This window comes from Streptomyces sp. NBC_01264 (genome assembly GCF_026340675.1).
Taxonomy (GTDB): Bacteria; Actinomycetota; Actinomycetes; order Streptomycetales; family Streptomycetaceae; genus Streptomyces.
Genome location: NZ_JAPEOX010000001.1, coordinates 2,819,717 through 2,840,400, shown reverse-complemented (window position 1 = coordinate 2,840,400; position 20,684 = coordinate 2,819,717). Strand labels below are relative to the sequence as shown.

Below are 20,684 nucleotides of genomic sequence, written 5' to 3'. Positions count from 1 at the left end.
CGCCACGGGGCGAGGGCTGCGGCGCGGATGCCGGGGCGCCGCGGGGCAGAATCCACCGTGCCGGCGGTCGGGCGTGGCGGGGCGGACTCCGTCGTGTCGGTGTTCGGGCGTGGCGGGGCGCAAGCCGCCGTGCCGGCGTTGGGGCGCCGCGGGGCAGAATCCGCCGTGCCGGCGTTCGGCTATAGCGGGGCGGAAGCCGAAGTCTGGGTGTTGGAGGGCTGCGGGGGAGAGCCACCCGAGTCGCCGTCTGGGCGCGCCGGAGCAGGGCCTGCCGTGTCGGCGTTCGGGGACTGCGGTGCAGAATCCGCCGTGCCGGCGTTCGGGGGTAGCCGGGCGGAACCCCCTTCGCCGGTCGGGCGCCGCCCGCGAAAGTCGGCCCCGTCAGCGTCCACGCACCGCCGGGCAAAATCAGCCTCGCCGGCGTTCGAGGCGCGGGGTCTGGGGCGGCGCCCCAGGAAGCCGGCGCACGCCGTTCCCGAGGACCCCGGCCCGCAGGGGTGCGGCCTGCGCGACCTCGGCCGACATGGGTGCGGCCTGCATGGGTGCGGCCTGCACGGGTGTGCCCCCCACGGGTGCGGCCCCCATGGGTGCGTCCCCCACAGGTGCAGCCCCCGCGGGTGCGGGCAGCAGCCCGCCGAACCGCCGCCCCCGCCTGCGGCGAAGCCCCCGGACCTCCACCGGAGCCGCCCCCGTCACCGGCGGAGCCCCCCGCACGGAGCCCCGTACAACCGGCGGAGCCCCCCGCACGGAGCCCCGTACAACCGGCGGAGCCACCCGCGCGGAGCCCCGTACGACCGGCCGAGCCACCCGACAGGGCCCGGTGTGAGCCCCCTGGGGCCGTGGGCCCGCCGTCACCCCTACGCCGCGGACTGGATCCGGATCCTCCTCTCCGTCACCCTCCTCTCCCTCGTCACCTTCGAGGGCGTCGTCCTCGCCCGCCAGCCCAGCACCCCGCACGCCGCCGTCTGGGTGTCCGGCATCCTCGTCTGCCTCAGCGCAGCGCCCTGGCCGCGCATCCCGCTCCTCACCCGCGCCTGGTTCGCCGCCGCCGTCACCTGGACCGTCACCCTCTCCCTGCTCTTCAGCAACCTCCCCCTCGTCGTCTGGGGCGGCGGCGAGGCCGTCGCCTTGCTCGTCCTCCTCACCCAGGTCCTGCTCCGGGCCCCCGCCCGGACCGCCGCCGTCCTCGGCCCCCTGCTCGCCCTCGGCTCCATGGCGGCGCCCGTCCGCGACGCGGACCCGGGCCGCTTCACGCTGCTCTTCTCCGTGCTCGCCGTCGTCGTCACCGCGTACTCCCTGCTCCTGCGCCTGCAGTCCGTCCAGCGCGTCCGCGAGCTGCGCGCCGTACGCAGCGCCGAGCGCCTGGAACTGGCCCGGGAGCTGCACGACCTCGTCGCCCACCACGTGACGGGGATCGTCGTCGAGGCGCGCGCCGCCCGCTACACCAAGGTCTCCGCCGAACGCGCCGGCGAGATCTTCGGCCGCATCGAGGCCGCCGGGGACGAGGCGCTCGGCTCCATGCGCCGCCTGGTCAAGATCCTCCGCGAGGGCGCCGAGGGCGCCGACGGCTCCGCCGGTACGGCCCCCGTCGCCGGCCTCCGCGAGATCCGCGAGCTGACGGAACGGTTCGCCGCCACCGGCCCGCCCGTCGTCCTCTACGTGGAGGAGGGCCTGGAGGCCCGGCTCCCCGCCGACGTCGCCGCCACCGCGCACCGCATCGTCCTCGAAGCCCTCACCAACATCGGCAAGCACGCCGCCACCGCCACCGCCGTCCGCGTCGGCCTGCGCACCGTCCCCGCGGGCCTGGAAGTCCGGATCGCCGACGACGGCGGCCGCCCCGCGAAACTCTCCGAGAACGCCCGCGGCGGCGGTTACGGCCTGGTCGGCATGGCCGAACGAGCCGAAGCCCTCGGCGGCTCCCTCACCGCCGGCCCCGCTCCCGAGGGAGGCTGGCTGGTCACGGCGCTCCTCCCGCTCTGAGTCCGTCCGCCTCACTTGTCGATTATCGATATGGTCCGCTAGTCTCCGGCATATCGAAAATCGATAGGGGGGAACGCGGTGAACACGCGATTCACGAAAATCCTGGCCACACTCACCTTCGGCCTGGCCATGCTCTGGGGGCTCACCTTCATCGGCACGGCCGTCTCGCACCTGACCGACGACGGGGCGGTCTGCGTACAAACCGGCTTCTGGGCCAACGCCACGCTGGAAGGCGGCCTGCCGGTCGGCGAGGGGGTGGACGCGTCCAGCAGCGAAGCACGGTTCTGCCAGAACGATCCCTCGGCGGCGCAACGCGCCGCGGACCTCGGGGGACGGCTGCCCTGGATGCTGTTCGCCTCCGTCGCCCTGGTGCTCTTCTCCCGCGTGCTGGACGCCGTCGTATCGGAAGGGCCGTTCACCGACGAGATGGCGCGACGGCTCACCGTCCTCGGCTGGTTCGTCACGGTCGGCACACCGGTCGCGGGCCTCGTCGTAGGGTGGTCGCAGTCCTGGCTCGCCGCCAGCATGGCGCCCATGCTCGACGCCGGACCCGCGATCTCCGAGCCGCAGGTGCTCATCCTCGCGGGCCTCGCCGCCGTCATCATGGGGAAGATCATGCGCCAGGGCGTGCGCATGCGAGAGGACCTCGAAGGGACCATCTGAATGCCCGAAGAGGAGCTCCACGCGATCCGGATCCACCTCGACCGGGTCCTCGCCGAGCGCGGCATGACCCTCACCGAACTGTCCGCACAGGTGGGCATCACCGTCGTCAACCTGTCCGTGCTCAAGAACGGCCGGGCCAAGGCCATCCGCTTCTCCACGCTGTCCCGGATCTGCGACGTCCTCCAGTGCCAGCCGGGCGACCTGATCACCCACGACCCGGCCGCCGAGCCGGCCTGAGCCGGGCGGGTCGCGCCGTCTCAGTGGTCGATCGGCCGAGGAACCGGCGCCGCGCGCCACGTATTCTCTGTGACCATGAACACCAGGGACATCGACGAGAACGTCACCGCCGAGCTGGCCCGGCTCAGGGACAGCATCGACAACATCGACGCGGCCGTGGTCCACATGCTCGCCGAGCGCTTCAAGTGCACCCAGCAGGTCGGCCACCTCAAGGCCCGCCACCAGCTGCCCCCGGCCGACCCGGGCCGCGAGGCCAGCCAGATCGCCCGGCTGCGCCAGCTCGCCGAGAACGCCAAACTCGACCCGGCCTTCGCCGAGAAGCTCCTCAACTTCATCATCGCCGAGGTCATCCGCCACCACGAGACGATCGCCGCCGGCGAGGGCGACACCGACGGCGGCAGCGCGGGCGCGGAATAGGAACTGGGGCCCGGCGCCGCCATCCGGCAGCATGGGCCCCATGTCCGCACTGACGCGCAGCGAAGCGCAGCTCCGAGCCCGGCTCATCGACGTCCGGCACTACGAGGTCGCCCTCGACCTCACCACCGGCGACGAGACCTTCGAGTCCCGCACCGTCATCCGGTTCTCCGCCCGCGCCGCCGGCGACACCTTCGTCGAGCTGAAACCGGACGAACTGCGCTCCGCCGCCCTCGACGGACACCCCCTGGACCCGGCCGCCCTCACCGACGGCCGCCTCCCCCTCACCGGCCTCACCGAAGGCCCCCACGAACTCAGCATCGCCGCCCGCATGCGCTACTCCCGCACCGGCGAAGGCCTGCACCGCTTCACCGACCCCGCGGACGGCGAGACGTACGTCTACACCCAGATGTTCCTCGACGACGTCCAGCGCGTCTTCCCGGCCTTCGACCAGCCCGACCTCAAGGCCGTGTTCGAGTTCACCGTCACCGCCCCGCCGCACTGGACCGTCCTCGCCAACGGCGTCACCACCCGCATCGGCGAACGCCTCGGCGACGGCGGTGGCGGCTCGGGCGACGGCTCGGCCTCCGAGGCCGGCATCTGGGCCTCCGCACCCACCCCCGTCATCTCCACCTACCTCGCCGCCGTAGCCGCCGGCCCCTGGCACAGCGTCCGCACCGAACACGCGGGGCTCCCCTTCGGCATCCACTGCCGCCGCTCCCTCGCCCCCCACCTCGACGCCGACGCGCAGGAGATCCTCGACCTCACCACCGCCTGCTACGACCGCTTCCACGAGAAGTTCACCGAGCCCTACCCCTTCGACTCCTACGACCAGGCCTTCGTACCCGAGTTCAACGCCGGCGCCATGGAGAACCCGGGACTGGTCACCTTCCGCGACGAATACGTCTTCCGCTCCGCCGTCACCGACGCCGAACGCCAGCGCCGCGCCGTCACCATCGCCCACGAGATGGCCCACATGTGGTTCGGCGACCTCGTCACCCTCAGCTGGTGGGACGACATCTGGCTGAACGAGTCCTTCGCCGAATTCATGGGCTACCAGACCCTCATCGAAGCCACCCGCTTCACCGAGACCTGGACCGGCTTCGGCATGGAACGCAAACCCTGGGGCTACGACGCCGACCAGCGCCCCTCCACCCACCCCGTCGCCCCCGACGCGGCCGCCGTCCCCGACACCGCCTCCGCCCTCCTCAACTTCGACGGCATCTCCTACGCCAAGGGCGCCTCCGCCCTGCGCCAACTCGTCGCCTGGCTCGGCGAGAAGGACTTCCTGGCCGGCATCAACACCCACTTCACCCGCCACAAGTTCGCCAACGCCTCCCTCGCCGACTTCGTCGACTCCCTCGCCGCCCACACCGACCGCGACGTCCACACCTGGGCCGAGACCTGGCTGCGCACCACCGGCGTCGACACCCTCACCCCCCGCCTCGAAGAGAGCCACGGAGGCTGGACCCTCACCGTCGACCGCACCGGCAACCGCCCCCACCACATCGCCGCCGGCCTCTACGACCGCGCCCCCGACGGAGTCATCGAACCCCGCGACGTCCTCGCCCTCGACGTCCCCTCCGACGAAGTCCTCTCCGTGAGCGGCCCGCGCCCCGCCCTCCTCGTCCTCAACGACGGCGACCTCACCTACGCCAAGGTCCGCCTCGACGAGACCTCACTCGAAACCGCCCTGCGGGGCATCTCCCGCATCCCCGACCCGCTCACCCGCGCCGTCGTCTGGAACTCCCTGCGCGACATGGTCCGCGACGGCGAACTGGCCGCCGCCGACTACCTGGCCACCGCCGAAGCCCACATCCCCGACGAAACCGACCTCGCGATCGTCCAGGGCGTCCTGTCCTTCACCCGCGCCCAGATCGCCGACCGCTACATCACCCCCGACCGCCGCGGCGACGCCCTCACCACCCTCACCACCATCGCCCGCGACCTGCTGCGACGCACCGAGGACGGCTCCGACCCCGGCCTGCGGCTCGTCGCCGTCCGCTTCCTCGTCGACAGCGCCACCCAGCCCGACACCATCGCGGGCTGGCTCGCCGACGGCACCGTCCCCGGCGGCCCGCAACTCGACCCCGAACTGCGCTGGCGCATCCTCGCCCGCCTCTGTGTCCTCGGCGCGGCCGGCGAACCCGAGATCGACGCAGCCCTCGCCGCCGACCCCAGCGCCACCGGCCAGGAAGGCGCCGCCCACTGCCGGGCCGCCCTCCCGACGGCCGAAGCCAAGGCCGCCGCCTGGGCGCGCCTCTTCCACGACGACTCCCTGTCCAACTACCTCTTCACGTCCACCGCCCAAGGCTTCTGGCAGCCCGAACAGGCCGACCTGGTACGGGACTATGTCCCCCGCGCCTACCCCGAAGCCGTCACCCTCGCAGCCCGCCGAGGCCCCGCCATCGCCGACGCCGCGGGCCGCTGGGCCCTCCCCGGCCACGAAATCACCGAAGCCAACCTCCAGGCCGGCCGCGCCGCCCTGACCTCCCCCGACATCACCCCCCTCCTCCACCGCAAACTCACAGACCACCTCGCCGACCTGACCCGAGCCCAACAAGCCCGCGGCTAACCCCCGGCCCCACCAAACCCCCGGCCCCCAACCCGCCCAGGGCCGGCTCCCGCCTGCCCGGCTCCCTGACCCCTGGCTCCCGCCTGCCCGGCTCCCGGGCCCCCGGCTCCCGGCCGCCCGGCCTCGGGCTGCGAACGCCCGGATGGGGTGGTCCCGCCGCGGCCTGCCCCACCCGCCGCTCCGGCTTGCCTGCCCCGCCCTGCCCCGCCCCGCCCCGCCCCGCCTCCCTGGCCTGCCTAGCTGGCCTTTGCGTGAGCCCGCCCGCTTGACGTGCCACTCGCGAGCGGTGCGGCCACGGCCGCCTGTTCGTGGGCCCCGTGGGCGGGGGCGGCTGGGTTGGCCCTGCGGGGCGGAAGTCCCCTACCCACCCTTCGCCCGTTCCCCGGGCTCAGCCCGGACCCTTCCTGGGGCTCCGCCCCGGACTGGTCCCCGGGGCTCCGCCCCGGCTACGGGTCCGGGGCGGAGCCCCGGGGAACGGGGGAAGGGCGGTTAGGGGACCTAGCCCCGCAGGGCCGGACCAGCCGCACTCGCCCACCGGCCACCGCCCCCGCCCCGAGGGCGCCGCGCAATCCACCAGAACGCCGCAGCGTCGACCAACGCGCCGATCAGCAGCGCGAGACACGAGAGCACACCGCACCGCAGCGCGCAAGCATCGCGCCGAAGGATCCACACCTCCCCGGCCGGAGGCAGCGGCAGCACGCGGACTCCCCTCTCCCGGCCACCCGGCGGCTTGAAATCAACCACCCATAAACCCGGGCGGTTACCCCATTCGGGTCGGATCGTTGTACCCCCCGGGTCCCCGACCCAGCGAGCGGCACCACCCGCCGCCGAACCGTTCCCGTGAGGACAACCGCATGACAGCGCCCCCCGGTACAGGCAGACGGCGCACCGCCCCGCTCGCCGGCGGACCCCACGGCCCCGACGCCCTGCAGCCACTCCTCGCCACCGTCCTCGACGCCATGCGCACCGGAGCCCGGGCCCGCGGCGGACCGCTCCCCGTCGGCGGACCCGAGGCCGTCACCGCACGCGTCACCGCCGCACTCGGCGAGGTGTTCCCCGACCACGGACACGGCGACCACGAAGCACTACGGACCCTCGTCCACACCCTCACCGCAGGAGCGGCCGACCCCGCCGACCCCCTCTGCGCAGCCCACCTGCACTGCCCGCCCCTCGCCGTCGCGGCCGCCGCAGACCTCGCCGCCAGCGCCCTCAACGCCTCCCTCGACTCCTGGGACCAGGCCCCCGCCGCCTCCGCCCTCGAAACCCTCCTCACCCGCACCCTCGCCGCCGAGTTCCACGACACCCCCCACCCCGACGCCGTCCTCACCACCGGCGGCACCGAGGCCAACCACCTCGCCCTCCTCCTCGCCCGCGAACGCCACGGCCCCCACCTCACCGTCCTGCACGGCGCCAACGCCCACCACTCCATCCCGCGCGCCGCCTGGCTCCTGGGCCTGCCCCCCGCCCGCAGCCTCCCCACCCCCACCGGCACCCTCACCCCCGCCACCCTCGCCGAGGCCCTCGCCGCCACCACCGGCCCCGTCCTCGTCACCGCCACCGCCGGAACCACCGACGCCGGCCTCATCGACCCCCTCGACGCCCTCGCCGACCTCTGCGACCACCACGGCGCCGACCTCCACATCGACGCCGCCTACGGCGGACTCCTCCACCTCAGCCCCCGCCACCGCCCCAAACTCGCCGGCCTCCACCGCGCCCGGTCCATCACCCTCGACCTGCACAAACTCGGCTGGCAACCCATCGCCGCCGGACTCCTCACCGTCCCCGACACCACCCTGCTCGCCCCCCTCGCCCACCAGGCCGCCTACCTCAACGCCCCCGACGACACCCACGCCGGGCTCCCCGACCTCCTCGGCCGCTCCCTGCGCACCACCCGCCGCGCAGACGCCCTCAAGATCGCCGCCACCCTGCGCTCCCTCGGCCGAGACGGCCTCACCCACCTCATCGACCGCACCTGCGCCCGCGCCAACCGACTCGCCCGGCTCCTCGAAGCACACCCCGCCTTCGAACTCCACGCGGCGCCCACCATCAGCACCGTCCTGTTCCGGCCCACCCACGCCGACGACACCGCACTGGCCACCCTGCGCCGCACCCTCCTCCAGGGCGGCACCGCCGTACTGGGCCGGGCCACCGCCGACGGCCGCCTGTGGCTCAAGGCCACCCTGCTCAACCCCCACACCACGGCGGGGGACCTGGACGCCCTCGTGAACCTCCTGGAAGGCAGCACCCACCGATGACCGCCCAGCTCGATGCACCCCACGACCTCGTCGGAATCGGCATCGGCCCCTTCAACCTCTCCCTCGCCGCCCTCGCCCACGGCCTGCCCCAACAAGGCGCCCCAGAACTCGCCACCGCCTTCTACGACCAGCGCCGCGACTTCCGCTGGCACCCCGGACTCCTCATCGACGGAGCCACCCTCCAAGTCCCCTTCCTCGCCGACCTCGTCACCCTCGCCGACCCCACCAGCCCCTGGTCGTTCCTCAGCTACCTCAAGCACAAGGAACGCCTCTTCCCCTTCTACTTCGCCGAGAGCTTCCACATCCAGCGCGCCGAATACGACGCCTACTGCCGCTGGGTCGCCGGACGCCTCCCCGGACTCCACTTCGGCCACCAGGTCGACGCCGTCCGCTGGAACCCCGAACGCGACCTCTTCGAAGTCGACTTCACCCAAGTCGACGCCGACGGAGAAGCCGAAGCCCTCGGCCGCACCTACACCCGCAACCTCGCCCTGGGCATCGGCACCGCCCCCTACGTCCCCGAACCCCTGCGCCCCCTCGCAGAAGCCCCCACCGTCCCGGTGATCCACTCCTCCGAGTACCTCGACAACCGGCAGCGCATCCTCGGCGCCGAACACGTCACCGTCATCGGATCGGGCCAGTCCGGAGCCGAGGTCTTCCTCGACCTGCTCCGCTCCCGCCCCGCCTCCCGCGAACGCCTCACCTGGCTCGCCCGCACCCCCTCCTTCGCCCCCATGGAGTACTCCAAGCTCGGCCTGGAACACTTCACCCCCGACTACACCCGCTACTTCCACTCCCTCCCCGAACCGGTCCGCGACCGCCTCGTCCCCGCCCAATGGCAACTCCACAAGGGCATCGACGCCGCCACCATCGCCGCCATCCACGAGGAGCTCTACCGGCGCACCCTCGACGGAGGCTGGCCCGACGCCGTCCTCACCCCCGGAGTCAGCGTCCGCACCGCCGGCCGCGTCGCCACCACCAAGGTCGAACTCCACCTCGAACACGCCGACCAGGGCGCCCGCTCCCGCCTCACCACCGACGCCGTCGTCCTCGCCACCGGCTACCGCGAACGCCCCCTCGCCCGCCTCCTCGCCGGACTCGACCCCTACCTGCGCAAGGACTCCTCCAGCCGCCCCCGCATCGACGACCGCTACCGGATGATCACCGACCCCGCCGTCACCGGCAGCGTCTTCGTCCAGAACGGCGAACGCCACACCCACGGCGTCGGAGCCCCCGACCTCGGCCTCGCCGCCTGGCGCAGCGCTGCCATCCTGAACACCCTCACGGGCAAAGAGCCCTACCCCCAGCCCAACCGCACGGCCTTCACCACCTTCGGCCTCGAACAGCGGGAGCACACCCGCCCCCAACCCGCCGGCGAACTGCTCCCGCTGGTCGAGCACCTGTAAGGAGAAACGTTCAGAACACCATCGGCTAGAAGACAGGTGCCCCGGCTCGGGTCAGCCGCCAGTCCACGGACGCGAACTGCGCCGGGTCCACCGTCCCCTTCGCCTTCACCCACTGGATGATCGTGTTGCGTATTTCATCCGAGTTCGCCCACAACTGCTTCGACTGCGGCACGTGCGGGAAGTTCCCGCCGCCCGAAGCCCGGTAGTTGTTCACCGCCAGCACGAACTGCGCCGCCGGATCCACCGGCTTCCCCTGGAACGACAGCCCCGAGATCCGCGAACCCACCGGCTCGGACACATCGATGTCGTACGTCAGCCCGTACACCGCGTCGTAGTTGTAGTCCGGAATGCCCTCCGCGTTCGTCAGCTTCGCCGGATCCACCACCTCACCCGGAGCCGTCCGCACGTAATACCGCGCCGAATACTCCAGATAGTCCTTGACCTGCGCACCCGTCAGCAGCCGCGCCTCCAGCGTGTTCTCGAACGGATACAGACCCGCCGCATCCCGGATCGTCACCTGCCCGGCCGGAATCGCCGCCGTCCGTGAGAAACACGAAGCCTGCGACAGCACCGGCAGCGCGGCCCACTCCGTACCCGCCAGCGCGCCCTTCACCGTCTCCGCCTGCACGTGGTTGATCAGATCGATGATCGCCACGTCCTTGACCGGACCGTCCGCCGAGGACATCGCCTGCGTCGACGTTCCGATCACCTGGTTCACATACGCCACGACCTTGCGGTGCTCGTCCGACAGCAGCCCGACGATCTTCGGGTCCTCCACCGCCGTATTCGAATTCAGCACCCGGGCCGACACCTTCGACACCGACCAGCAGCCCTTCGCCCACGTCAGCTCGAAGTCGAACAGCGTCAGCCGCTGCCCCCACTTCAGCGGCTCGGACAGCACCACGTCCTTGCCCGTCGCCTTGTTCCGCACCCGGTACTCCGGGATCTCCGTGTGCGCGTGCCCCACCAGGATCGCGTCGATCCCCGGCACCTGCTCCGCCACCAGACCCGCCGCGTTCTCGATGTGCGGCAGCTGGTCCCCGTAACTCGACGTACCGCTCGAACCCGAATGCGCCGACACGATCACCACATCCGCACCCAGCGACCGCAGCCGCGGCACGTACTTCGCAGCCTGCTCCTCAAGACCCGGGAACGTCATCTTCCCCTGCACGTTCGCCTTGTCCCAGATCGCGATCCCCGGATTCGTCAGACCCAGCACCGCCACCTTCACATCCCGCCCGCACGGCGTCCGCAGCCGGTGCATGCTGTACGGCGGGAACGCAGGCCGCAGCGTCTTCGCATCCAGCGCGTTCGCCCCCAGCAGCGGGAAATCGCACTGCTCCTCGAACTTCCGCAGCACCGGAATGCCGTAATTGAACTCGTGGTTCCCCAGCGCCGCCGCGTCATAACCGATCGCGTTCATCGCCTGCGCCATCGGATGCACCGGACCACGCCGCGCCGTGATCGGATCCACCTTCGCGTAGTAGTACGAAAGCTGCGTCCCCTGAATGGTGTCCCCGGCATCGATCAGCAGCGTGTTGCGCCGCCCCTTCTCCGCCCGCACCTGGTTCACCAGCGTCGAGATCTTTGCCAGACCGACGTCGTTGTGCGCCTTGTCGTCGAACTCCTTGTCCGTGAAGTAGTCCCAGTTGAAAACGTTCCCGTGCAGGTCCGTCGTCCCCATCACCGTGAACGCGTACGTCCTCGGCCCCGCGGCCGAAGCGCCGCCGGCCGCCGGCCCGGCCGCGGCGGCCGGGGTGCTCGTGGCCCCCGCCAACGCCACAGCCGCACCCGTAGCAGCCGAAGTGCCCAGAAATGTCCTACGGTCCAACGCCATGCCATCTCCCCTTGTGAGGTACGTGTGTACAGACAGGCAACGCGCGTAGATTCTGACCCAGCAGTAACAAGCCGCAACACCCCCAACAGGTTTCAATCCGATGACCACCCCCGTACGAGCAGCAGTGCGACAGTGAATCCATGACCCAGGACGCATCGCACCAGCCCTACGGAACCCCCGAAGTCCCCCGCGTCGCAGTCCGCGGCGAAGCCACCCTCGAAGTCGACCCCGAAATCGCCCGCATCGGCATCACCGTCAGCGCCCGCGGCACCGACCGGCGCACCGCCCTCGAAGACCTCACCCGCCGCAACAACGCCGTCCTCGACCTCGTCAAAAGCTACGGCGACCCCGTCGAAAAACTCGAGACCGGCGCCTTCTCCATCACCCCCGAACTCACCCGCCACGGCCGCGGCGAACGCATCCGCGCCTACCACGGACGCGTCCACCTCACCGCAGAACTCAACGACTTCACCACCCTCGGCGAACTCACCACCCGCCTCGCCGACCTCGAACTCACCCAGGTCGACGGACCCTGGTGGGCCCTGCGCCCCGCCTCACCCGCCCACGGCGAAGCCCGCCGCCAAGCCGTACTCGAAGCCGTCCAACGCGCCCGCGAATACGCCGCCGCCCTCGGAGCCGAACTCGCCGCCCTCGTCGAACTCGCCGACCTCGGAGCCGAGAACGCCCCCACCCCCTTCCAGGCCGCCGGCGGCGCCATGCGCACCATGGCCTTCAGCGCCTCCGAAGACGCCGGCGCCCCCGCCCTCGACCTCGAACCCCAGCGCCAGACCGTCTACGCACAGGTGAACGCACGCTTCACAATGACCCCTCCCCGCCTCTGAAAACACACACCACCGATGCCCCGGGGGTGCTCATCAGAGCACCCCCATGCACATTCAACAATTGTCAACAAGCTTTTGCTCAAAGGTTGTTGAGTGGACACCCGGAACCAATTTCCTACTCCCTGGTAGGGGCATACGCTCGCCTCATGCGCCGAGCGAAAATCGTATGTACCCTGGGCCCCGCCACCGACTCATACGACCAGATCAAAGCCCTGGTCGAAGCCGGAATGGACATCGCCCGCTTCAACCTCAGCCACGGCACCTACGCCGAACACGAGGACCGCTACCAGCGCGTCCGCAAGGCTGCCGACGAAACCGGCCGCAGCGTCGGCATCCTCGCGGACCTTCAAGGCCCGAAGATCCGCCTGGGCCGCTTCCGCGAAGGCCCCGTACTCCTTGAACGCGGCGACGAATTCACCATCACCGTCGAAGACCACGAAGGCGACCGCCACACCTGCGGCACCACCTACAAAGGCCTCGCCGGAGACGTCACCACCGGCGAACGCATCCTCGTAGACGACGGCCGCGTCACCCTCGAAGTCACCGCCGTCGACGGCCCCCGCGTCCACACCCGCGTCATCGAAGGCGGCATGGTCTCCGACAACAAGGGACTCAACCTCCCCGGCGTCGCAGTCTCCGTACCCGCACTCTCCGAAAAAGACATCGACGACCTCCGCTGGGCCCTGCGCATCGGCGCCGACATCATCGCCCTCTCCTTCGTCCGCAGCGGCAGCGACATCGAAGACGTCCACCGCATCATGGACGAAGAAGGCCGACGCCTCCCCGTCATCGCCAAGGTCGAAAAGCCCCAGGCAGTCGAAAACATCGACGACATCGTCGCCGCCTTCGACGGCATCATGGTCGCCCGCGGAGACCTCGGCGTCGAAATGCCCCTGGAACAGGTCCCCATCGTCCAGAAGCGAGCCGTCAAGCTCGCCAAGCGCAACGCCAAGCCCGTCATCGTCGCCACCCAGATGCTCGACTCGATGATCGACAACTCCCGGCCCACCCGCGCCGAAGCATCCGACGTCGCCAACGCCGTCATCGACGGCACCGACGCCGTCATGCTCTCCGGCGAAACCAGCGTCGGTAAGTACGCCATCGAAACCGTCCGCACCATGGCCCGCATCGTCGAAGCCGCCGAAGAAGACATCCTCGCCAAGGGCCTCCCCCCGCTCACCGAGCGCAACAAGCCCCGCACCCAAGGCGGAGCAGTCGCCCGCGCCGCCGCCGAAATGGGCGACTTCCTCGGCGCCAAATTCCTCGTCGCCTTCACCCAGAGCGGAGACACCGTCCGCCGGCTCTCCCGCTACCGCTCACCCATCCCCCTCCTCGCCTTCACCCCCGACCCCGCCACCCGCTCCCAGCTCAACCTCACCTGGGGCGTCGAAACCTTCCTCGGCCCCCACGTCGACTCCACCGACGCCATGGTCGCCCAGGTCGAAGAAGAACTCCTGCGCATCGGCCGCTGTGTACCCGGCGACGTCGTCGTCATCACCGCCGGCTCACCCCCCGGCGTCAGCGGATCCACCAACCTCGTCCGCATCCACCACATCGGCGACGCAGTCCGCTGACACCGCCCGCAGGCAACTGCAGCGACTACAGCACCTCACCTATAAGACGCACCGCGTCGGGCAACACCAAACGGCTCCCACCCGTACTCGGGACAGGCCCGCCCGACGCGGTCACCCGCGCCCCCGCGCCCAGCCCCCGCACACACCGCACCACGTGCTCGCCCACCGGCTCCCCGCTCACCGGGGCACCCGCCGCCCGCAGCACACGGAGCTCCCGCGCAGCCCTGCGATTCCGCTGCCAGTCGAACTCCGGCGAGAAGATCGGCGCCAACGCGCCAGACCCCACCTCGCCGGACGCCAAGGGCGCCACCCCCGAGAACGCCCCCTCGGCCCCCGTGCCGCGCCCCTGAAGCAGCCGCAACCACAGGCGCGGGAGGGCCTCACCGGCCGGAGCCCCCGCCGTCTCCATGTCCAACTCCTCCAGCTCCCTCAGCCACCCATCGGCGTCCGGGGCGAAGGGCTCGGGGAAGTTCGGAATCCGCACCTCATGCCCCTCGGCCGCGAACTCCTCACCCGTGGCCTCGTACCAGTGCTCTCCGGCGCCCATCCCGTGCCCGTGCCCGTGCTCGATCACGATCCCGCCCATGGCTCCGCCCCCGTCGCTCCATCAATCGAAACGCTACGTAGCGTTTCGATAAAACGGTAGGGCTTATCTTGAAGCCGTGTCAATCACTCCTTCGAGCACTTCTTCGAGCAACCCGCCCCGCACCGGCGGCCGCCTCCGCAACGAAGACGCCCACCACTCCGTCCTCGAAGCCACCGCCGCACTCCTCGTCGAGAACGGCTACGGCGCCCTCACCATCGAAGGCGTCGCCAAGCGCGCCAACGTCGCCAAGAGCACCGTCTACCGCTGGTGGAAGTCCAAGCCCGCCCTCGTCGTGGACGCCTACGCCCACGAAACCGCCACCCGCGCCCCCGAACCGGACACCGGCACCCTCGCCGGCGACCTCGCCGCCTTCGTCACCGACCTCTACGGCACCGGCCGCGACCCCGTCCGCGCCAAAGCCCTCACGGGCCTCATGGCCGAAGCCCAGCTCGACCCCGCCTTCGCCGAACCCTTCCGCGCCTGGGTCGCCGGCCGCCGGGAGGTCGTAGTCACCTTGCTGACGAGGGCGGTCACCCGGGAGGAACTCCCCGACACCACGGACCTCGACCATGCGGTCGACTTGGTCTTCGGCCCGTTCTGGTACCGGCTCCTCACCGCCCACGCACTCCTCGACCCCGCCGATGCGGAGGCTCATGTGGCGACCGTCCTGCACGGCCTCTCCGGTGCCAAGTAGCCTTGACCTCAAGCTGACTTGAGGTCATATGCTCGCAGCATGACGATCAAGGAGTACTCCCAGGACCAGCTCGCGGCCCAGCCCATCGGCTACTGGGCCCGCGAGGCCGGCAACCTCGTCATCGGCGGCCTCCGGGCCGCCCTCGCCGAGGAGAACCTCACCCAGCCCCACTGGTGGACCCTCAACCACGTGGCCGCCGCCCCGGCCCACTGGAAGCGGGCGAACCTCACGGAGAAGCTCACGCCGTACGACGACCAGGACACCGACTTCGACGCGGTCTACGACGACCTGGCGGCACGGGGTTGGCTCACACAGACGGACGGGGCCCTGACCCTCACAGAAGCGGGCGAGGCCGGCCGGATCCGCGCGCGCGACCGCAACGCGAAGGTGCACGCGCGACTGAGGGAGGGTGTGGACGATGCCGCCTACGCGGCGACCGTCGACGGCCTGCGCCGCATGGTCGCCAACCTGGGTGGCAGCGGCGACCTGCCGGGCTAGTACTTCGGCCCGATGTGCTCGTCCATCAGCGCGACGGACGCCTTCCTCGCGATGGACACGTTGAAGGGGTCGCTGCCCCGGGTCAGGATCGTCCACTGGACGCCGACCTTGGCGATGGTGTCCGTGCAGAGCTTCCGGATGTCGTCGGACTTGTTGGTGAAGAAGTACCGGGGGTACTCGTAGCGCTTGCCGTTGCGGACGGTCCAGTTGGTGACCCGGCACCCGTCGGAGTGGATCAGCCCCCGGACGAACTCCCACGGGTGGGCGTCGACGATGGCCTGCTGCCAGCCTTCGAGGACGATGCGCCGATCATGTTTCTTGCCAGGCCCGTGCTGCGGGAACAGGCACGTCCAGTGGTGGGTATAGGACTTGACCTCCACGCAGCCCTGCCGCTGGACCCGTCCCACTGTGGGCAAGGCCATGACGAGGGGCATAGCTGCTTCGGCGGCGTCGATGAGGCCGGGCCAGGAGGCGTCGCAGTAGACGGACAGGTGGTGCTGTTTGTGCTTGGAGATGACGTGGCCGTCGCCGAGGTAAAGCCCCAGGAGATAGGCGTACGCGGCCTGGTCGACTTCGCGGCCGGTGCATCTCGGGCAGTCCGTCGGGCGGACGTACGCCTCGCCGCGGTGTCTTCGGTCTTCGGACCGCCACCAGCCGATGGTGCCGCGGGGTATGCCCAGATGTTCGGCGACCGCCCGATTGGTCACGCCCCGGCGCATCAGTAGGACTGCTTCTTCGCGTATCGAAGGATTGTGCTCCACGCGTGGCAGCTTCGTCGCTGTTCGTCCAGTTGGTCGCAATTCGAAGCTGCGTTCACTGTGACGAGTGAAGATCCTGAAATCGCTTGGCGACCTTGGAAATGAAGGAGAAGTGCCCCGAGTCGGATTCGAACCGACGCTGAATGGGTTTTGAATCCATTGCCTCTACCGCTGGGCTACCGGGGCCCCTTTGAAACGAAGGATACCTAATACCCTCCGTGTCACAAACATACAGGAGCTAGGTAGGCTCGGGGCAGCTGAATCGCCTTGCACCAAGGAGCCCCCCGTGACCGCCGAGCACGAGTCGACGCCCACGCCCGACGCCGACCAGTCGCACGTTCCGCCGCTGACGACGCGCGTCGTCATCGCCGAGGACGAGGCGCTCATCCGTCTCGACCTCAAGGAAATGCTCGAAGAGGAAGGCTACGCCGTCGTCGGTGAGGCCGGAGACGGGCAGACCGCCGTTGAGCTGGCCCGGGAGCACCGTCCCGACCTGGTCATTCTTGATGTGAAGATGCCCGTCCTGGACGGCATCTCCGCCGCCGAGAAGATCGCGGAGGAGTCCATCGCCCCCGTGCTGATGCTCACCGCGTTCTCGCAGCGGGATCTCGTGGAGCGGGCGCGGGACGCCGGCGCCATGGCTTATCTCGTGAAGCCCTTCAGCAAGAGCGACGTCGTCCCCGCCATCGAGATGGCCGTGTCGCGCTTCGCCGAGCTCCGTGCGCTGGAGAAGGAGGTCGCCGACCTTTCCCTCCGCCTGGAGACCCGCAAGCTCGTGGACCGCGCCAAGAGCATCCTGCAGACGCAGTACGGGCTCTCCGAGCCGGCCGCCTTCCGGTGGATCCAGAAGACTTCCATGGACCGCCGGATGTCCATGCAGCAGGTCGCCGAGGCCGTCATCGAGGACGCCGAGGAGAAGAAGGCCGCCGCGGGCAAGGGCGAGTAGCAGCCCCCGTACGCAAGGAGTGAGGCCCGCCTCCGGATCCTGGATCCGGAGGCGGGCCTCACTCGTATGGAAGGGGTGGGGCTCAGTCCTCGCCGAGGTACGCCTTGCGGACGTCCTCGTTGTGGAGGAGCTCCTGGCCGGTGCCGGAGAGGACGATCTTGCCGATCTCCATCACGTGGGCCGTGTCGGCCAGCGAGAGGGCGGCCTGGGCGTTCTGCTCCACCAGGAGGATCGTGGTGCCGGTCGCCTTGAGTTCGGCGATGGTGGCCATGATCTTCTGCATCATCAGCGGGGAGAGGCCCATGGAGGGCTCGTCCAGCATGAGCAGCTTGGGCTGGCACATGAGGGCGCGGCCCATGGCGAGCATCTGCTGCTCGCCGCCCGAGAGGGTTCCGGCGGCCTGCTTGCGGCGCTCTCCCAGGATGGGGAAGAGGTCGTAGGCGCGCTGGATGTCCTTCTCGATGCCTTCTTTGTCCGTGCGGAGGAAGGCGCCGAGCTGGAGGTTCTCGGTGATCGTCAGCCGGGGGAAGATGTGGCGTCCCTCGGGGGAGTGCGCCAGCTTCATGGAGACGATCTTGTGGGCGGGTACGCCGGCCAGGGGCTTGCCGTCGAAGGTGATGCTGCCCGCGGTGGGCTTGAGGAGCCCGGAGAGGGTGCGCAGGGTGGTCGTCTTGCCGGCGCCGTTGGTGCCGACGAGGCAGACGATTTCGCCTTCGTTGACTTCGAAGGAGATGCCCTTGACGGCTTCGATCTTGCCGTAGGCGACCTTGAGGTCTTCGACCTTGAGCAGTGCGGTCACTTGGCCTCTCCTTCCGTGTCCGTGCTGGTGGTGCTGTCGGCGGCGGCGGGGGCGGCGGCTTCGGCGGCCTCGACTTCGGCCACCTCTTCCTCGCCGGGGGCGCCTTCGAAGGGTTCGCCGAGGTAGGCGGCGATGACGCGTTCGTCGCCCTGCACTTCGGAGGCGGTGCCTTCGATGAGCTTCTCGCCCTGGACGAGGCAGGCCACGCGGTCGCAGAGGTTGAAGATGAAGCGCATGTCGTGCTCGATGACGAGGACGGCGATGCCCATGTCCCGGATCGCGAAGATCAGTTCTTCGGCGGCGCGGGTCTCCTGCGGGTTCATGCCGGCGGTGGGCTCGTCCAGGAGGATGAGGCCGGGGTCGCTGGCGAGCGCGCGGGCGATTTCCAGCTTGCGCTGTTCGCCGTAGGGGAGGTTCTTGGCGAGGTGTCCGGCCTTGTGCTGGAGGCCGATGAACTCCAGGAGTTCCATGGCGCGCGCTTCGCTGGCGGCTTCGGCCTTCTTGAAGCCGGGGCCGCGCAGGAGGGCGGACCAGAGGCCTTCCTTGGTGCGGGTGTGGCGTCCGACGAGGACGTTCTCCAGCACGGTCATGTTGTGGAAGAGCCGGATGTTCTGGAAGGTGCGGGCGACGCCTGCTGCGGTGACCTTGTGGGGCGTGGGCGGCAGGACGGTGCCCTTGTAGCTGACGGTGCCCTCGGTGGGGACGTACAGCCCGGTGAGGCAGTTGAAGAAGGTGGTCTTGCCGGCGCCGTTGGGGCCGATCAGGCCGACGATCTCGCCGGCGTTGACCTTGAGGTCGACGCCCTTGACGGCGGTGAGGCCGCCGAAGCGCATGGTGACGCCGCTGGCTTCGAGGACCGTGGTCTTCGTGGTGGTGTCCGTGGTGGTCATGTCGTTCACGCCCCCGCCTTGGCGGTGGCCAGGTCCGTGGGGGCCTGGTCAGTCGTCTCGTCGTCGTGGAACTCGAGCTTCGCGCGCTTGTTGGCGATGAGGCCTTCGGGGCGGAAGCGCATGAGCAGGATGAGGGCGATGCCGAAGGCGAGGAGCTGGTAGTCCTGGAGGAAGGCCAGCTTCGCCGGGATCAGGAAGAGCAGTGCGGCGCCGAGGATGGGGCCGCGGATGGTGCCCATGCCGCCGAGGATGACGGCGGCGAGGAGGAACGCGGAGTTCGGCGGGACGGGCCCGGCGAAGACGTAGTTCTCGGGGACGACCGTGCTGTTGACGTGTGCCTGGACGGTGCCGGCGAGGCCGGCGAGGGTGGCGCCGAGGGCGAAGGCGATGAGCTTGACCTTGAAGCCGTTGATGCCCATGGCTTCGGCGGCGGTCTCGTCCTCGCGGATGGCGACCCAGGCGCGGCCGATGCGGCTGTTGCCGGCGCGGGCGAAGATCACGATGACCAGGGCCATCACGAGCAGCATCAGGAAGTAGTAGTTGGCGTAGGCGCCGAGGACGATGCCGCCGACGTCGTGGGACTCCCCGAAGTTCCACCCGAAGAGTTCGAGGTGGGGGATGTTGGGGATGCCGTTGGGGCCGTTGGTGATGTCGGGGCCGGACTGGCCGTCGAGGTTGCCCATGGCGATGCGGAAGATTTCTCCGAAGCCGAGGGTGACGATGGCGAGGTAGTCGCCGCGCAGTCGCAGGGTCGGTGCGCCGATGACCACGCCGAAGATGAGGGAGGCGAGGGCGCCGACGATGACAGCTGCCCAGAAGGGCAGCTGGATGCCGAAGGCGGAGGCGGTGGATCCGGAGACCAGGGCGGCGGCGTAGGCGCCGACGCCGAGGAAGGCGACGTAGCCGAGGTCGAGGAGGCCGGCGAGGCCGACGACGACGTTGAGGCCGAGGGCGACGGTCGCGAAGATCAGGATGTTGACCGCGATGAGCGTGTAGGTGTCGCCGCTCTGCTGGATGAAGGGGAAGGCGATCGCGGCGGCCGCGGTCCCGAGGAGGGTGACCTGGCGGTTGTTGGCCGTGATGGTGCTGAACCGGTCCAGCAGGCCTGACTTGAGCAGTCCGGAGGCGGCGAAGCCGACGGTGATCAGGTAGGCGACGAAGAGCTGCGGTTCCTTGTCGTCGGTGTCGATGCCGAAGGTGACGACGTAGAGGCCGAGGGCGAAGGCGCCGGTGATGATGAGGATCTCGGCCCAGGAGGGCAGCTTCTTGGCGGGGGCCGCCTTGTGGCTGTCGTCGGGGAGCTTGAACGCGGCGAGGGCCGCGATGAGGGAGCCGACGAAGGCCACGTAGGCGCCGGGGTCGAGGTCGGCGATCTTGCCGAGGACGACGACGATGGAGACGACCGTGAATCCGGTGGCCGCGAAGTTTCCGAGGGCCAGGAACCGGACGGCCTTGTGGGAGCCGGCCGGGGTCAGCCAGCGGAGGCCCTTGACGCCGAGCGCGGAGAGCGCGAAGGCGAGGGTGAGGGCCGCTCCGACGAGGGTGACGTACTGGAGGCTGGCGGGGCTGCCGTAGTAGGTCAGGTCACCGGGGAATTCGGGGGTCCATGTCCAGGCCAGGAAGGCGCTGACGATGGTGACGAGGCTGCCGGCGATGACCGCGTAGAGCAGTGCGGCGGGGGCGGGGCCCTGCTTGGCCGGGGCGGTCTGCGGGGTGGTGTTGGTGGTCAT

18 protein-coding genes and 1 tRNA gene are annotated in these 20,684 nt (G+C 70.2%); 12 read left to right on the top strand and 7 right to left on the bottom strand.

Annotation, left to right across the window (positions count from 1 at the left end):
- Positions 1–822 precede the first annotated feature (822 nt).
- The 7 genes from OG435_RS12970 to OG435_RS12940 all read left to right on the top strand — a co-directional run bounded on the left by OG435_RS12970 (position 823) and on the right by OG435_RS12940 (position 9,530).
- Positions 823–1,980, top strand: coding sequence for a sensor histidine kinase (locus tag OG435_RS12970; RefSeq protein WP_323187821.1), 1,158 nt, complete (start codon positions 823–825; stop codon positions 1,978–1,980).
- Positions 1,981–2,058: 78 nt separating this feature from the next.
- Entirely contained in the window at positions 2,059–2,643 is a 585-nt protein-coding gene (locus OG435_RS12965) for a DUF2975 domain-containing protein (RefSeq protein WP_266876970.1), read from the top strand.
- Positions 2,644–2,880 carry a helix-turn-helix domain-containing protein gene (locus tag OG435_RS12960; protein ID WP_266876969.1) on the top strand — a complete coding sequence of 79 codons (237 nt, stop codon included), beginning with the start codon at positions 2,644–2,646 and terminating at the stop codon, positions 2,878–2,880.
- A gap of 75 nt (positions 2,881–2,955) precedes the next feature.
- Positions 2,956–3,297 carry a chorismate mutase gene (locus OG435_RS12955; RefSeq protein WP_266876968.1) on the top strand — a complete coding sequence of 114 codons (342 nt, stop codon included), beginning with the start codon at positions 2,956–2,958 and terminating at the stop codon, positions 3,295–3,297.
- 40 nt (positions 3,298–3,337) lie between these two features.
- Positions 3,338–5,869: an aminopeptidase N gene (gene pepN / locus OG435_RS12950; RefSeq protein WP_266876967.1), complete on the top strand. Its 2,532-nt coding sequence runs from the start codon at positions 3,338–3,340 to the stop codon at positions 5,867–5,869.
- A gap of 854 nt (positions 5,870–6,723) precedes the next feature.
- Complete coding sequence (locus tag OG435_RS12945; RefSeq protein WP_266876966.1) at positions 6,724–8,124, top strand: pyridoxal phosphate-dependent decarboxylase family protein; 1,401 nt, start codon at positions 6,724–6,726, stop codon at positions 8,122–8,124.
- Entirely contained in the window at positions 8,121–9,530 is a 1,410-nt protein-coding gene (locus OG435_RS12940; protein ID WP_266876965.1) for a lysine N(6)-hydroxylase/L-ornithine N(5)-oxygenase family protein, read from the top strand. Before OG435_RS12945 ends, OG435_RS12940 begins: the two co-directional genes overlap by 4 nt.
- 25 nt (positions 9,531–9,555) lie before the next feature.
- Here the strand turns inward: OG435_RS12940 and OG435_RS12935 are convergent, their stop codons facing one another.
- Positions 9,556–11,367, bottom strand: coding sequence for a bifunctional metallophosphatase/5'-nucleotidase (locus OG435_RS12935; RefSeq protein WP_266876964.1), 1,812 nt, complete (start codon positions 11,365–11,367; stop codon positions 9,556–9,558).
- 140 nt (positions 11,368–11,507) lie between these two features.
- Here OG435_RS12935 and OG435_RS12930 point away from each other — a divergent pair, with 140 nt between their 5' ends.
- Positions 11,508–12,209 carry an SIMPL domain-containing protein gene (locus OG435_RS12930; protein ID WP_266876963.1) on the top strand — a complete coding sequence of 234 codons (702 nt, stop codon included), beginning with the start codon at positions 11,508–11,510 and terminating at the stop codon, positions 12,207–12,209.
- A 146-nt stretch (positions 12,210–12,355) separates the two neighbouring features.
- Entirely contained in the window at positions 12,356–13,783 is a 1,428-nt protein-coding gene (pyk, locus tag OG435_RS12925; RefSeq protein ID WP_266876962.1) for a pyruvate kinase, read from the top strand.
- 25 nt (positions 13,784–13,808) lie between these two features.
- On the opposite strand, the gene OG435_RS12920 is transcribed toward pyk, so the two are convergent.
- Positions 13,809–14,369 carry a hypothetical protein gene (locus tag OG435_RS12920; protein WP_266876961.1) on the bottom strand — a complete coding sequence of 187 codons (561 nt, stop codon included), beginning with the start codon at positions 14,367–14,369 and terminating at the stop codon, positions 13,809–13,811.
- Positions 14,370–14,445: 76 nt separating this feature from the next.
- On the opposite strand from OG435_RS12920, the gene OG435_RS12915 reads away from it, so the two are divergent.
- Positions 14,446–15,063, top strand: coding sequence for a TetR/AcrR family transcriptional regulator (locus OG435_RS12915; RefSeq protein ID WP_266876960.1), 618 nt, complete (start codon positions 14,446–14,448; stop codon positions 15,061–15,063).
- Between the two features lie 39 nt (positions 15,064–15,102).
- Positions 15,103–15,561, top strand: coding sequence for a MarR family transcriptional regulator (locus tag OG435_RS12910; protein ID WP_266876959.1), 459 nt, complete (start codon positions 15,103–15,105; stop codon positions 15,559–15,561).
- On the opposite strand, the gene OG435_RS12905 is transcribed toward OG435_RS12910, so the two are convergent.
- Positions 15,558–16,280, bottom strand: coding sequence for a helix-turn-helix domain-containing protein (locus OG435_RS12905; protein WP_266881692.1), 723 nt, complete (start codon positions 16,278–16,280; stop codon positions 15,558–15,560). The two genes, OG435_RS12910 and OG435_RS12905, sit on opposite strands and share 4 nt — an antisense overlap.
- Before the next feature lie 152 nt (positions 16,281–16,432).
- Positions 16,433–16,505 (bottom strand) — tRNA-Leu (locus OG435_RS12900).
- A 100-nt stretch (positions 16,506–16,605) separates the two neighbouring features.
- Between OG435_RS12900 and OG435_RS12895 the strand changes: the two genes are divergently transcribed.
- Entirely contained in the window at positions 16,606–17,265 is a 660-nt protein-coding gene (locus OG435_RS12895; protein ID WP_250744985.1) for an ANTAR domain-containing response regulator, read from the top strand.
- 82 nt (positions 17,266–17,347) lie between these two features.
- Here OG435_RS12895 and OG435_RS12890 read toward each other — a convergent pair whose 3' ends face one another.
- Genes OG435_RS12890 through OG435_RS12880 form a run of 3 tightly spaced genes read right to left on the bottom strand, consistent with a single transcriptional unit; the run spans position 17,348 to position 20,684 of the window.
- Positions 17,348–18,064, bottom strand: a complete 717-nt coding sequence (locus OG435_RS12890; protein ID WP_266876958.1) for an ABC transporter ATP-binding protein — start codon at positions 18,062–18,064, stop codon at positions 17,348–17,350.
- A complete protein-coding gene (locus tag OG435_RS12885) occupies positions 18,061–18,954 on the bottom strand; it encodes an ABC transporter ATP-binding protein (protein WP_266881690.1) in 894 nt (297 codons plus the stop codon). The genes OG435_RS12890 and OG435_RS12885 overlap by 4 nt, the downstream gene beginning before the upstream one ends.
- A 5-nt stretch (positions 18,955–18,959) precedes the next feature.
- Positions 18,960–20,684, bottom strand: a complete 1,725-nt coding sequence (locus tag OG435_RS12880) for a branched-chain amino acid ABC transporter permease (RefSeq protein WP_266876957.1) — start codon at positions 20,682–20,684, stop codon at positions 18,960–18,962.

Bases quoted from the DNA above. Each gene is read 5' to 3' on its own strand.
- OG435_RS12920 (WP_266876961.1), bottom strand. From the start codon at position 14,369: ATGGGCGGGATCGTGATCGAGCACGGGCACGGGCACGGGATGGGCGCC.
- pepN (WP_266876967.1), top strand. From the start codon at position 3,338: ATGTCCGCACTGACGCGCAGCGAAGCGCAGCTCCGAGCCCGGCTCATC.
- OG435_RS12945 (WP_266876966.1), top strand. From the start codon at position 6,724: ATGACAGCGCCCCCCGGTACAGGCAGACGGCGCACCGCCCCGCTCGCC.
- OG435_RS12910 (WP_266876959.1), top strand. From the start codon at position 15,103: ATGACGATCAAGGAGTACTCCCAGGACCAGCTCGCGGCCCAGCCCATC.
- OG435_RS12955 (WP_266876968.1), top strand. From the start codon at position 2,956: ATGAACACCAGGGACATCGACGAGAACGTCACCGCCGAGCTGGCCCGG.
- OG435_RS12880 (WP_266876957.1), bottom strand. From the start codon at position 20,684: ATGACCACCAACACCACCCCGCAGACCGCCCCGGCCAAGCAGGGCCCC.
- OG435_RS12935 (WP_266876964.1), bottom strand. From the start codon at position 11,367: ATGGCGTTGGACCGTAGGACATTTCTGGGCACTTCGGCTGCTACGGGT.
- OG435_RS12885 (WP_266881690.1), bottom strand. From the start codon at position 18,954: ATGACCACCACGGACACCACCACGAAGACCACGGTCCTCGAAGCCAGC.
- pyk (WP_266876962.1), top strand. From the start codon at position 12,356: ATGCGCCGAGCGAAAATCGTATGTACCCTGGGCCCCGCCACCGACTCA.
- OG435_RS12930 (WP_266876963.1), top strand. From the start codon at position 11,508: ATGACCCAGGACGCATCGCACCAGCCCTACGGAACCCCCGAAGTCCCC.
- OG435_RS12960 (WP_266876969.1), top strand. From the start codon at position 2,644: ATGCCCGAAGAGGAGCTCCACGCGATCCGGATCCACCTCGACCGGGTC.
- OG435_RS12905 (WP_266881692.1), bottom strand. From the start codon at position 16,280: ATGCGCCGGGGCGTGACCAATCGGGCGGTCGCCGAACATCTGGGCATA.
- OG435_RS12940 (WP_266876965.1), top strand. From the start codon at position 8,121: ATGACCGCCCAGCTCGATGCACCCCACGACCTCGTCGGAATCGGCATC.